The sequence below is a fragment of the Chitinophaga sp. Hz27 genome (assembly GCF_042263525.1).
Lineage (GTDB): Bacteria > Bacteroidota > Bacteroidia > Chitinophagales > Chitinophagaceae > Chitinophaga.
On the sequence record NZ_JBHKFJ010000004.1, the window covers coordinates 360,663 to 373,737 of the forward strand.

The 13,075-nt window shown below is 41.0% G+C and carries 10 protein-coding genes; 3 read left to right on the top strand and 7 right to left on the bottom strand.

From position 1 onward, the window contains the following. The first annotated feature begins 210 nt into the window (after positions 1–210). Entirely contained in the window at positions 211–429 is a 219-nt protein-coding gene (locus ACE38W_RS11030) for a hypothetical protein (protein ID WP_375830843.1), read from the top strand. A 196-nt stretch (positions 430–625) separates the two neighbouring features. On the opposite strand, the gene ACE38W_RS11035 is transcribed toward ACE38W_RS11030, so the two are convergent. From ACE38W_RS11035 to uvrB, 4 genes are all read right to left on the bottom strand, one after another. Beyond that, positions 626–1,285, bottom strand: coding sequence for a DUF2461 domain-containing protein (locus tag ACE38W_RS11035; RefSeq protein WP_375830845.1), 660 nt, complete (start codon positions 1,283–1,285; stop codon positions 626–628). Positions 1,286–1,450: 165 nt separating this feature from the next. Next, complete coding sequence (locus ACE38W_RS11040) at positions 1,451–2,536, bottom strand: porin (RefSeq protein WP_375830847.1); 1,086 nt, start codon at positions 2,534–2,536, stop codon at positions 1,451–1,453. Positions 2,537–2,850: 314 nt separating this feature from the next. Beyond that, positions 2,851–4,242 carry an ammonium transporter gene (locus ACE38W_RS11045; RefSeq protein ID WP_375830849.1) on the bottom strand — a complete coding sequence of 464 codons (1,392 nt, stop codon included), beginning with the start codon at positions 4,240–4,242 and terminating at the stop codon, positions 2,851–2,853. A 474-nt stretch (positions 4,243–4,716) separates the two neighbouring features. Next, positions 4,717–6,771 (bottom strand): excinuclease ABC subunit UvrB, encoded by a 2,055-nt coding sequence (uvrB, locus tag ACE38W_RS11050; protein ID WP_375830851.1) that lies wholly within the window; start codon positions 6,769–6,771, stop codon positions 4,717–4,719. 101 nt (positions 6,772–6,872) lie between these two features. Here uvrB and ACE38W_RS11055 point away from each other — a divergent pair, with 101 nt between their 5' ends. Next, positions 6,873–7,664, top strand: coding sequence for a S1/P1 nuclease (locus ACE38W_RS11055; protein ID WP_375830853.1), 792 nt, complete (start codon positions 6,873–6,875; stop codon positions 7,662–7,664). Positions 7,665–7,734: 70 nt separating this feature from the next. On the opposite strand, the gene ACE38W_RS11060 is transcribed toward ACE38W_RS11055, so the two are convergent. After that, positions 7,735–8,658, bottom strand: coding sequence for a PfkB family carbohydrate kinase (locus ACE38W_RS11060; RefSeq protein WP_375830855.1), 924 nt, complete (start codon positions 8,656–8,658; stop codon positions 7,735–7,737). A gap of 507 nt (positions 8,659–9,165) precedes the next feature. Here ACE38W_RS11060 and ACE38W_RS11065 point away from each other — a divergent pair. Beyond that, the gene (locus ACE38W_RS11065) at positions 9,166–9,681 is read left to right on the top strand and encodes a hypothetical protein (protein ID WP_375830856.1); all 516 of its coding nucleotides are present in this window, start codon (positions 9,166–9,168) and stop codon (positions 9,679–9,681) included. A 177-nt stretch (positions 9,682–9,858) separates the two neighbouring features. Here ACE38W_RS11065 and ACE38W_RS11070 read toward each other — a convergent pair whose 3' ends face one another. Together ACE38W_RS11070 and ACE38W_RS11075 are read right to left on the bottom strand one after the other, a co-directional pair. Then, entirely contained in the window at positions 9,859–11,913 is a 2,055-nt protein-coding gene (locus tag ACE38W_RS11070; RefSeq protein WP_375830858.1) for an OmpA family protein, read from the bottom strand. Positions 11,914–11,977: 64 nt separating this feature from the next. Beyond that, positions 11,978–12,985, bottom strand: coding sequence for a PorP/SprF family type IX secretion system membrane protein (locus ACE38W_RS11075; RefSeq protein ID WP_375830860.1), 1,008 nt, complete (start codon positions 12,983–12,985; stop codon positions 11,978–11,980). Positions 12,986–13,075 lie beyond the last annotated feature (90 nt).

A 13,075-nucleotide genomic window follows, 5' to 3' on the forward strand; every position in this document is an offset into this window, starting at 1 on the left:
AGAAATTAATATTGTTAATAAAAATTACACGGAAGTAGTATTGATTTCTGAAGGATAAAATTGAATTTTGGTACTAATAATCCTATGCCAGCTAACTAAATTTTAGAGTAGTCCGATTTTAGAGAAAGAGCATTTTAATTTTCGCTATTGTCTAATCTGAAAACACCCTTAAGTCCTATGAAAACCAACACCAATCGCGAGCTTTTGTTGATGCACAAGTTTACAGAGGAGTGGAGTACGAACTTTTCCTCACAGGTATCCAGGATCATGAATATTGTTGATCAGCAGGATACTCTGGACGGGATTATTCCAATTATTGAAGTCGCCAATGTCTACAATCAGAAATTCGCACACACCCGTTCTGACAAAGAGAATCTCCTCAAAAACAGAAAAGCGCGTCCGTTCGAATTCCTGATTCACAAAAACTAATTTTAACCGGCTTATTAGTATTGCATGGGATTTGGACCTGACGATAAAGCAAAAGAGAAGCTAGGCTGGCTATTCCTCATTGTGTTCGGTCTTGTCTGTATTCCTATATTCTTGCTACTGCTGATCATCGTGATTCACAGACTGTGGACCGGAGATTTTTAGCATATCAAGACAGCACTAATAAGCCGGCTGCAACTTAGTCCATTGCACGATTAATGAATTGCAGCAGAGGTTGCATAACGGAGAATGTTTTTAGCATATCCCTAAGCATTGCAGGCTGTACCACAGACTCGTCTGTCATAGGACGAGATACTACCAGGCTTTTTAAACGGAGATATGCAATCGCAGGATTATCTGGCAGATAACCCTGGGGGGCTGTTTTGAGAGATTCGCCCTCAATTTTCCCGAATTGCTTTATGAATTCTTTATTGGAAATGATGCTTTCGAATTCTTCGAAATTATAATCTATTTCCTGTCTTACCTTTTTTAGTTCAGGAGCGGGAGGCATCCATAAGCCGCCGCCTGCCATACTATTTCCTCCTGGTTCCAGGTGGAAATAATAACCTGCTAAAGTAGATTTCTTTCCACCAAGCTGGAAAGACGCCGCCATGTTTTCTTTATAAGGGGTCTTGTCCTTGGAAAACCGGACATCCTTATAGATCCTGAACACACAGTCCTTCACCTGAAGGCCCGCCATTGAAGGATCTTGTTTTTGTAGTCCGTCAATAATCTGTTGAACTAACGTTTCAAAATCAGCTTTCGCGGCCATGTATTCATCCCGGTGTTCGTCGAACCAGGGCTTGTTATTATGCTGTTTTAATGCTCGCAAAAACTTTAACGTGGAAGACTGTAACATCGTTTGGAATAAATTTTCAGCAAGATAATAATTGTTAATAAAAATGGTTTAAATCAGCTGTTAAACAACAGCCTATCAAATACAAAATATCCCTGCAGGCGCCGGAACGCCTACAGGGTAATCTCAAAAGACAGAAAAATGATGTTGGTCTACCTTGCAGTAATATCAAAAATGATAAGTCGCAGCAAATAATACGTTAGCAGTTGTTGTTGTCGGAACGCCATCCGATTTGGTGAATAAATCTACAGAAGACTTATCCAATCTGAATTCAGGTATTAAAGTAAGGTTTCCTACCTTATAGTTAAATGATAATGTGCCTGCCACTACATTCCCCCCAGTAGGTGTTGTAGTAAATACTTTCAAGCCATCTTTATCGGAGAAATATTCTCCTCTCAATGTAAGCCCAAACTTATTAGTAAAATCCAGGTTTACATATAATGCAGAACCCCACCATTTAGCGTTTTTATCCGCTTCTCCCTTTAGGCGGCTATTCAGGTACGTGCTATAAGTACCATTATACCCCAGCCCAAAAATGGTTGAAAACTGATAAGTAGCTACAAAGTCTACCTGGTGATTTTGAATACCACTGGTATCTTTTCCTTCCAGATAATTCAGGTATAATTTCAACGGTGTTCCACTTGGCGTGAATCCAAGCTGCGCACCAACATACTTATGGCTATTCTGCGAAACGGATTTCAGATCCGTAGGATTGAAAACACCTACCATTGCACTTAAAGAAGACGACAGCGCGATATCAGCTTTCAGACCAGTATTAAAAAATGGCCCATAGCTAAACATATAGCTCATGCTGTAGTTTCTGTTTGAATATGCATCCACCAATTCATAGCCTACGTGGGTTGCATAACTACCAAGACTTAACTTAATTTTATCGGTTAACTGGTATGAAACATATAATTGCTTTATAGCCATAGACAAGCCATTCGAAGAACCAGGCACATCATTATAGGAAAATTCGCCCGCACGTTTTCCAAATCCAAGGTCAGCAACAATGCTTCCCTTTTTAAATCCATGCTCCACCTTCAACGAAACCATTCCCAGTTCAAAAGAATTGTGAGAGTTAGTAAAACTCGTTTTATTATCTGTGTAATTACCGTTCAGGTTATACTTATAGTAAACATCAGCAGAACCAGATAATTTAAATGCCGGTACAGATGTGGTATCTGTAGATGTTTGGGCGGTGGCAGACAATAGCGTGCCTGACGCAAATAAGGTGGTAAGCAGTCGTTTCATTTACTTATGATTTGGTTGATAAAATGGTAAGATGTAAATGCTGCCTTTTCTGCGTTGTTTTGGGGTGTGCGTGCACTATATGCTTATAAGTACTTAATACAGGTCAATTTCAAAATAGCGGCGTGCAAAGTGCATAGAAGGAATGGATAACCAACGAAGCTTTCATAGCAGTTCCACCGTGAAGGCTTCCTGCGCTGATTATCCATTCCAGATCATTCTAACGTTATCGCATATACGCGATTATATTAATACAGTTGATAAATATCCAGATCAAAGAACTTAATTTCACTTGCTATGTTAACAGTTGATACGCTTCAAGAGTGTATCAGTTCTGTTTCTTCTTTCAAATCACCATCGTCGTTAACAGTCATTAAAGCCGGATGATAACTTTCATTGTGCTGTGTAGTATCCAGGCCTAATGCTTCTTCGTCATCAGAAACGCGCAGCGGGTGAATCATGTTGATCAACTTAAACAGTCCATAAGAAACCACAAAGCTATAAGTGACTACCAGTAAGAGTCCCAGCACCTGGTTCTTGAACAGTTCGAAGTTGCCATAAAACCAGCCATTGTTTCCAGCTTCGTTTACAGTTTTAGTAGCGAAAATACCAGTGAGTAACATACCTACCATACCACCTACGCCATGACAAGGGAATACGTCCAGTGTATCATCGATCGTAGTTTTAGATTTCCAGTGAACCATCATATTGGATACGATAGCGGCAGCGAAACCAATGAAGATAGATTGTGGTATTGCAACAAAACCAGCAGCAGGCGTAATAGCCACCAGGCCCACAACGGCACCGATACAGAAACCAAGTGCAGATGGCTTACGACCTCTTACCACATCAAAAAATACCCATGATAAACCAGCAGCTGCTGTAGCGGTATTCGTAGTTGCGAAAGCTGAAGCAGCAAGGCCATTTGCAGCCAGTGCAGAACCAGCGTTGAAACCAAACCAGCCAAACCAAAGCAGACCAGTACCTAACAGTACGAATGGAATATTTGCAGGTTGCAGTTCTTTCTTTTCAATATGGTCTTTTCTGCGTTTCAGTACCAGGGCACCAGCCAACGCTGCGCAACCAGCAGAAATATGCACTACTGTTCCACCCGCGAAGTCGAGCACACCCAACTTAAATAAGATACCATCCGGATGCCAGGTCCAGTGCGCAATTGGTGCATATACCAGTAAACTGAAAAGCACCATAAATAATACATATGAAGTGAAGCGAATTCTTTCAGCTACCGCACCTACTACCAGGGCAGGGGTGATGATGGCAAATTTCATCTGAAAGAGTGCAAATAATAACATGGGGATGGTGGGGGCTAAACTCCATGGAGCGCTGCTCTCTACGTTTCTAAACATAAAGAAGCTAGTAGGATCTCCGATGAGGCCATGAATAGATTTACCAAATGCCAGACTAAAACCTACTACTACCCATAATACACTAATTAGACCTGTTGCAATGAAGCTTTGCATCATCGTGGAGATCACATTCTTTCGGTTAACCATACCACCATAAAAGAAGGAGAGGCCGGGGGTCATTAAAAATACCAGAGAAGCGGCTACCAGGATCCAGGCAATGTCCGCGAAATTATACTTGCTGGTATCGGCAAAAGCGGGGACTGAGGGAATAAAAATCCCAATAATTGCAACTACCGTCAAAAAAATGAAGGGTAGATAGTCTTGGAATGAGTTTTTCTTCATAGCACTTGAATTTTAAATTTCTTAAATAAAAGTAGATTCGAAATTTAAAACGTCAAATAGAAGGGCCAAAAAATAGATTATTTTGAATAATGTGGCAAATATTTGCCCTGAAACTAATCACATATAAATTAATTATAATATTAATTATTATTTTTCAGGATATGAGAATAAAAAGAAGGGAAGATTAACAATTTAACAGAATGACTATCAATTAATTACGAATTATTTTGTGTAAGGTTAACAATTTTTAATTTTAAGGGGTAGATGTCTTACTGTATTTCTAAAAACATCATATTAAATAATTAATAATAAATAGATTATATATCTAATAAAAATAAAAGCGAAATGAAATAGCCTACCTCATATAATAATAAATTCTATATATGAGATAGGCAATACGTTTAATATTTTGAAGTGAGGAAAGCCGATTTTTTGCTTGTTCTTCGATAATGATTGACTTAATGTCCTCATTTTCTAGGCTTTCATCTCCTGCAACTCTCTTTCCATGGCAAACATCTGGTCGCGGAGGCGAGCAGCTTCCATGAAATCGAGATCACGGGCAGCCTTTTCCATATCCTTTTTAACCTTAGATATAGCCTTTTCCATCTGAGGAATAGTTTTCACCGCCGCCGCAGAGGTCTTAGCCACTTCCATCGCATCTTCTGCCACAAGCGTTACTTCATCATGAACTGCATATGGCGAATGCTCGTCGAAGTTCTTGATTTCCAGCACAGAAGTCTGACCAAGGATTTGCTCCTTACTCTTACGCACCGTTCTTGGTGTGATGTTATGTTCTATATTATAGGCTACCTGTTTTTCCCGACGACGATTCGTTTCATCGATCGTACGTTGCATGCTATCAGTCATCTTATCTGCATAGAATATCACGAGGCCATCTACGTTACGTGCCGCACGACCTGCCGTCTGGGTCAGGGAACGCTCATCTCTGAGAAAGCCTTCTTTATCGGCATCCAATATGGCAACCAGTGAAACCTCCGGTAAGTCAAGACCTTCTCTTAAGAGGTTCACTCCAACTAATACATCTATATTACCCAAACGCAGATCTCTTAAAATCTCTATTCGCTCTAATGTATCTACCTCTGAGTGTATATATCTCGACTTCACATTTATACGCTGGAGATACTTATCCATTTCTTCAGCCATACGCTTGGTCAGGGTGGTTACCAGCACTCTGTCGCCTTTCTGAACACGCTTATCTATTTCATCCAGCAGATCATCCACCTGGTTTACACTCGGGCGTATTTCAATAGGAGGTTCCAGCAGACCGGTAGGACGTACAACCTGTTCCACTACGATACCTTCTGTCTTTTTCAGCTCATACTCGCCTGGAGTGGCACTTACAAAGATGGTCTGATTCAGGAGGTTTTCGAATTCGTAAAAATTCAATGGCCTGTTATCCAGCGCTGAAGGCAGTCTAAATCCATATTCTACCAGGTTCAGTTTACGAGAACGGTCACCACCATACATTCCACCAATTTGTGGTACTGTAACATGGCTTTCATCTATTACTAATAAGAAGTCTTTAGGGAAATAATCGAGTAAACAGAATGGTCGTTTTCCTGGATCACGGCGGTCAAGGAAGCGGGAGTAGTTTTCAATACCGCTACAGTAGCCTAATTCCCTGATCATTTCCACATCATAGTTTACACGTTCAGACAAGCGTTGTGCTTCGATCAGTTTACCATTCGCTTTGAAATACTCTACCTGTGCTTTTAGTTCGTCCTGGATTTCGTAGAGGATCTGTTGCATCATTTCCTTTGGCGCCACATAGAGGTTTGCCGGGAAGATGGCCGCATCGTCCATTCTGGTTATACGTTTACCATTCTGTACATCTATGGTTTCAATCTCTTCAATCTCGTCTCCAAAGAAGGTAATTCTATAACCAAAGTCCACATATGGTAGGTTGATATCTACCGTATCTCCTTGTACCCTGAAGTTACCGCGATTAAAATCGCCAGTAGTTCTGGAATAGAGAGAATTCACCAATCCATGCAGGAGGGTATTTCTGCCGATTGATTGTCCTATTTTTATTCTGATAATACTGTTCTCGTAATCAGTAGGGTTACCCATACCATAGATACAGGAAACACTAGCTACTACGATAATATCTCTTCTTCCGGAGAGAAGATTAGAAGTTGCTTTCAGGCGGAGTTTATCCAATTCCTCATTAATGGCCAGGTCTTTTTCGATATATGTATCACTCACCGGCATATATGCCTCAGGTTGGTAATAATCATAATAAGACACGAAATATTCCACGGCATTGTCCGGGAAAAACTGGCGTAATTCGCCATAAAGTTGGGCTACGAGGGTTTTGTTATGCGTAAGTACCAAGGTAGGGCGTTGCACTTGCTGGATGACGTTAGCAACGGTAAAGGTTTTACCAGAACCGGTTACCCCTAACAATGTCTGAAACTGTTCACCTTCGTTGAGTCCTTCGGTCAATTGTCTGATAGCTTCCGGCTGGTCGCCAGCGGGAGCATATGGAGCTGTTATCTTAAAAGGCATAATGTGATTAATAATTGAGCAGTCCTCAAAAATACTAAAGAACGGTGGACAAAAGTGTTAAAAAGGTCTTTACTTTTGCCGAACAACGAGGAGAAACAATTATGAGAAAGAAAGTAATTTTTGCCCTTTTAGCGGGCTTCCTTTTACCTATTGCCAGCTTCGCCTGGGGGCCCAATGGGCATCGTATTGTTGCGGAGATTGCCTTCAATCATCTGACACCGAAGGCGCGCAAGGCGGTAATTGAAATTCTGGGTCGTCAGAGTATGGCCATGGTAGCCAATTGGCCGGATTTCATCAAATCCGACACCACACATAAATATGATCACACCAACACCTGGCATTACCTGGATTTTCCTGGAGGCATAGACAGAGCGGAGTTTGACAAGGAGCTGGTAGCCGCTACTGGCGAAAACCTGTATACCGAAACACAGGCGATGATCAAGCAATTAAAGAATCGTACTTTATCTAAAGAAGAACACGTATTTGCCATGACTTTCCTTATTCATATGATGGGAGATATGCACCAGCCGTTGCATGTGGGTCATGATGAAGACCAGGGTGGCAATAAAATCACGCTGTTATGGTTTAACAACCCATCTAATCTGCATCGCGTTTGGGACGAGCAGTTAATTGATTTCCAGCAGCTTAGTTATACAGAATATACAAAAGCGCTGGACATTGCCACTACTGCTGAAATAAAATCCTACCAATCAGGCAGCATCGCCGACTGGATGTTTGAGTCGCATGTGCTGGCAGATAAAGTTTATGGCTACACTAAGCCGGATTCAAAGCTGAGTTACCGCTATAATTATGTATTCATTAATGACCTGAATACACAGTTATTGAAAGGTGGTTTGCGACTGGCTGCTGTACTGAATGAAATTTATAAATAATAGACATTAGCTATAAAAGGAAAGCCCCTCTACTGAGTAGAGGGGCTTTCCTTTTATAATATATTAACGACTATACGAGGTCGATATCGAAGTTAACCAGTTGTACAAACTGTTCGATGCGGGAATGGATTTCTTCTTTAGATACCGCTCTGATACGTTCAGTACCAAATTTCTCTACAGAGAAGGAAGCCATTGCAGAACCTACGATGATCGCAGTTTTCATATTTTCGAAGGAGATATCTTTCGTTTTAGCGAGGTATCCGATGAAGCCACCAGCGAAGGTATCGCCAGCGCCGGTTGGGTCGTATACATCGTCCAGCGGCATGGCAGGAGCAAAGAATACGTGATTTTCATGGAACAGGAGGGCACCGTGTTCACCTTTTTTAATGATCAGGTAGCGAGGGCCCATGGTCATGATTTTGCGAGCAGCTTTCACGAGAGAGTATTCGCCACTGAGTTGACGAGCTTCGCTATCGTTTACCATCAGGACATCTACTTTTTTCAGCACTTTCATGAGATCTTCCAGCGCTACCTCCATCCAGAAGTTCATAGTATCCATTACGATCAGTTTAGGGCGCTCTTTCATTTGATCGAGAACGCTCATCTGAACTTGTGGTGTCAGGTTACCGAGGATCAGGAATTCAGTGCCTTGGTAGCTTTCCGGAATGATAGGATTGAAGTCTGCCAGTACGTTGAGGTCAGTAACAAGACTATCACGGGTGTTCATGTCCATATGATACTTACCGGACCAGTAAAAGGTTTTTTCATCTTTTTTCACCTGTACACCGTCCATTTTCACACCTTTTGCCTGTAAAGCATCCATTTCAGACTGCGGGAAATCACCGCCTACTACAGACACCTGATTGATTGGGCTTACGAAGTTAGACGCTGCCCAGGCAATAAAGGTTGCAGAACCACCAATAATTTTTCCTGATTTTCCAAATGGGGTTTCGATCTCGTCGAACGCCATAGTACCTACCACTGTAAGAGACATACTATTTCTTGTTACTGGTTTATTAGATTAAAGTATTATACAAAACCCGGCAAAGGTAATACATCTCTTTCAAACCAGACCTGCTTTTTATCTCAATGTATTATATTATTTATAAATATATAAATTGATATTTTTTGCATGATTTAGTTCTACATAAAAATTATTTAGTTATATCGTTAACGCATATACGAAAAACCATTAGCAATAATATTCTTATTGAAATGTTACAGGTGGAGAAAAAAATAATGAATGAAAAATTAATAAAGAAAGGAATTCAAACTAACGCATAAGCATATACCAAAAATATTTTTCTTTCAAAACATAGCACAGTAAAGGATTTCATCAGTAAAAAAATTTAGCAGATTTATTTTTTTTAACTCTTGCTGTAACTTTTTAAAATTAGTCTCGTTTAACAAACCAGTAAGCGCTGAAAACCTATTGCAAAAAAATAACGCATTTTAGTAAAAGACTGTATCAATCTAACAATCTTCATTTAAATCACGAATCATGTCAATTTCAAAGAAACGTGCTCTCGCTGCGGGAGTCATGATGGCTACTGCTATGGCCGTAACTTTCACTGCCTGCAAAAAAGATGACGACAACACACCTACTCCACGTCAAACCACATTTAAAGTTAAAGGTATTGGTGCTGATGCTCAGGTAGACAAAGCTATCGTTACACTGTCTGAAAATCAGGATAGCTCTATCACCATGAAACTGCAGCTGACTAAAACAACCAAAGATGCTGCTCAGTTCATCTACCTGATTGGTGGAACTCCAGCACAGCCTGCAACTGACACCCTGTTCGTTAAAGCTGGTGATGCTGTAAAAGGTACTGGTGCTGCAATGAATATCGACGTTTTCACCAGTGTAAAAACAATTAAATTAAACACTGCAACTGGTACTAAGGATACTGCGTTCCGTTATGCAGATGTACTGAAATATGCTGCTCACCTGAAAGTGCTTGCTGGTACAGCGAAAGATACTGTTGCGATTGGTGCTGTTGGTAAAACTGGCAACTAATCCGACATTTCATCGGATCTGGTTAAGTTAAAACTGTGTAGTGCTGCTCTTCTTTAACAAGAAGGCAGCACTTTTATAAAGTGTGATGAATCAAAAGAAAAAGCCCACGCAATTGCGCGGGCTATTCTGCAGTGGTCGTATGTTATTCACGAGGATATGGATCAATGACGGCAATTACTATTCCGTCTGATTGTTATTTACGGGAGCCTCCACCTGACGGCGAAGTACAGTGAATTCTGTTCGTCTGTTTAACTGGCGGCCTTCTGGATTATCCTTATGATTAGGTAAGGAGTTTGGCGCTATTGGTCTGCGCTTACCATAGCCTTTCGCAATCAGTCTGTTTGATGATATTCCTTTGCTGATAAGATAATTCACACAAGCCTGTGCACGTTGCTGAGATAATTTATCGTTGTATTTATCGGAACCAATGCTATCGGTATGTGCTGCCATTTCTATGGTCAGTTTTGGATTATCTTTCAACATATCCACAACAGTATCCAATACTACTTTAGATTCTTCACGCAATGTTGCTTTGTTGAAATCGTAGAAAATATTATTAATTACGATTGGCTTTTCTATTTCATAATGCTTGAGACATAATGTTGGATTCTCGAGAGAATCAGATGTTTCAAGGCCATCGGTACGGAATGGGAGACCTTTCGTAAAATAGTTTTCTTTTTCGGCCATCAACTTATATTGACGACTAGGGTCTGCTTCGAAAGTATATCTTCCTGTACGATCAAGTGTTTGTTTGGCTACTATTTTCTGACGGGCAGAGTCCATCAATGTAACTGTGGCGCCTTCCAGCGGTTTGTGTGTATCACAATCAATGATGAGGCCACTTACAATTTTACGAAGACGCTTGATACCAAAAATTTCAAGGCAACAAACTGATTCGCGATCCGAACTAATAAATCCGGATGCGAACGGATGTGTATTGTCTAATGCGGTATAATAAATATCGTCTTTAGGAGAATTGAGTGGTTTACCCATATTTTTAGGAACAGACCAGCTACCAAAATCACCTTCACTGGAGAAGAAATCCATACCACCTAATCCTACGCGCCCATCGGAGCTGAACACGAGCAGATTTTTCTCTGAATCATAGAATGGGGCTTGTTCTTCATCTTTGGTATTAATGGCTGTGCCGATATTTCTGGCGCTGCCAGGAGTGCCATTGGATATAACGGAGTACCAGATATCATATTTACCCATGCCTCCAGGTCTGTTAGAGGAGAAGAGCAAGTATTTACCATCACTGGTAATAAATGGCTGCATGGAATTATAGCCATCTACGTTCACGTTGTTGCCTAGAGGAACAGGATCAGACCATTTACCACCAGTTCTGGAACTAACGCAAATATTAGCCTGTTTCAGGCCATTTTTGAGGGTCCAGCGAGTGAAGTATAAGAACTTGCCATCAGGGGATACTGCGGCTACTCCTTGGTCCCATCCTTTGGGTGGATCAGGCATAGCTACTTTTTGCGTATTGCTAAAGTCGTTCCCTGCACCTGTAGCAGTGTACAGCATATTCACATAAGGCGTTCCTGCTTTTTTATTTTCCCTGTTTTTCTTTGCCTCATTAGTAGTATTTGGCACCGGCATGTTTTCAGGCCGGGAAGAAGTAAACATTAGGGTATTGGGATCAATCATTACGGGCGCATAGTTTGCGCCACCTTCGTTTACAGTACCAGCTGTTTTAACTATTGAAAAACGGGGTTGTTTTTTTTCTTCTTCAAGGGCAAATTCACAAGTCTGAATTTCCAGCGTTGTTCGAGTAGAGATGTCGTCAGCGGCAGTATATGATTGTTTAAATTTATTGAATTGGTCGAGTGCTTCCTGGTATTTCCCATTTGCCCTCAGGCATACGCCGTACCAATACCGGGCTTGCGGGAATTGCGGGTTATTAAACCCCACCAACTGTGCGTACCAGGTTTCCGCATTACCATAGTCGTTGTATAAACGATAGGATTCGGCCAGGCGTGCAACTACTTGTTGGTAGTCTTTCATTTTTCCACTTGGTGGCGGGCCACCAATAGTATAGGGTAATACCTGTTCTGGTTTTACCTTGAAGGTACCGAGGGCTTTGTTATAATACTGTGCAGCAGAATAATAGTCTCTTGCGTTATAGTAGATATCTGCAGTATGTTTATAGTCATAAACGTACTGTGCTTGCACGGAGCTTATGATCCCGGTAAAAACAAGTAGCCAGCAGAGTGTAATTTTTTTCATGAGGGTCTCGTTTCTTTTTTTCGTATAAATTTTTCCTCCCTTTAGATCTTCGGCGTTTGATTTTCTATAATCTTGGACAGATGAAGTATTCTTGATTCAACGTTCTACGCTTACGACTGATGAAGGAGAGTGATACCTCAAAGCTTTGGCTACCATTAACGAGTCTGTGCATGTTAGAGGTATTTGCATCATAGCTAAGTCCCAGCGTAAATCCTTTAAAATGGAAGCCTACAAAAGGAATAGCTGAATCATTGAAGCGATAGTTTCCACCCAGTAGGAAATCGAATTCTGGATTCACCGCCATAGAAGCATACACGCCTAACACTGTTTCCTCTGCATTTCCCTGGTGCATATAGAGACCTGTAGGAGTAAGACTAAACTGTTCGTTAAGCTTAATTTTAGTACCTCCATGAATCAACCACCTTATAGGCAGGGTCCTGTCTAATCCATCAGCAGAGAAGGGGTCTTTAGGTTGTGTAAGGTGAGCAGCTGCAAATCCTAGGAAAGGGTTGAAACGATGATTTGGGTTACTATCGAAATATACAGCACCAGCACCCGCATCAAAAGAGCTGGCGGATGTTTTAGAAATATTTTCACCATTTGCTATACTTGGATCGAAACCGATGGTAGGGTTATATTGGCTACCAGTCTGGAATTTGGCAGGATCAATTCTTCTATTGAGTAACCCGAATTGAATACCAAAAACGATCTGACTGGTTTTAGTTCTACCGAATTTCACACCGGAGTAAGATACACTAGCCATTGCATTGAGATAGTTATATCCTGCATCGCCGGCAGACATATTCAGCACATTGGCACCGATGCCAATATTTTTATCTGTGGCGGCATCGATAGATACACCTGCAGTAGAGAATGGTTTGCCATAATTGGCCCATTGATTACGATAATCTCCGTTTATACGAAAATCTCCGTCTATAATACCTGTCAATGCAGGGTTTAACCAAAGTGGATATGCATAATATTGAGAGAAATGCGGATCAACCTGCGCAGCAGCAAAGCGGGGCAACAAACTGCTCCATAAAAGTATCGCAATTATAAAAATCCTCTTCATAGGAACATTTTTTACTTGTTCAAGATTACCGGGATGACAGTTGTTTATTGCTATCATCCCGGTATGATTTATTCACGGGTTTTAAGAACG

Coding starts and splice junctions, on each gene's coding strand:
- ACE38W_RS11065 (WP_375830856.1), top strand. CDS start 9,166: ATGTCAATTTCAAAGAAACGTGCTCTCGCTGCGGGAGTCATGATGGCT.
- ACE38W_RS11040 (WP_375830847.1), bottom strand. CDS start 2,536: ATGAAACGACTGCTTACCACCTTATTTGCGTCAGGCACGCTATTGTCT.
- ACE38W_RS11045 (WP_375830849.1), bottom strand. CDS start 4,242: ATGAAGAAAAACTCATTCCAAGACTATCTACCCTTCATTTTTTTGACG.
- uvrB (WP_375830851.1), bottom strand. CDS start 6,771: ATGCCTTTTAAGATAACAGCTCCATATGCTCCCGCTGGCGACCAGCCG.
- ACE38W_RS11030 (WP_375830843.1), top strand. CDS start 211: ATGCACAAGTTTACAGAGGAGTGGAGTACGAACTTTTCCTCACAGGTA.
- ACE38W_RS11075 (WP_375830860.1), bottom strand. CDS start 12,985: ATGAAGAGGATTTTTATAATTGCGATACTTTTATGGAGCAGTTTGTTG.
- ACE38W_RS11060 (WP_375830855.1), bottom strand. CDS start 8,658: ATGTCTCTTACAGTGGTAGGTACTATGGCGTTCGACGAGATCGAAACC.
- ACE38W_RS11035 (WP_375830845.1), bottom strand. CDS start 1,285: ATGTTACAGTCTTCCACGTTAAAGTTTTTGCGAGCATTAAAACAGCAT.
- ACE38W_RS11070 (WP_375830858.1), bottom strand. CDS start 11,913: ATGAAAAAAATTACACTCTGCTGGCTACTTGTTTTTACCGGGATCATA.
- ACE38W_RS11055 (WP_375830853.1), top strand. CDS start 6,873: ATGAGAAAGAAAGTAATTTTTGCCCTTTTAGCGGGCTTCCTTTTACCT.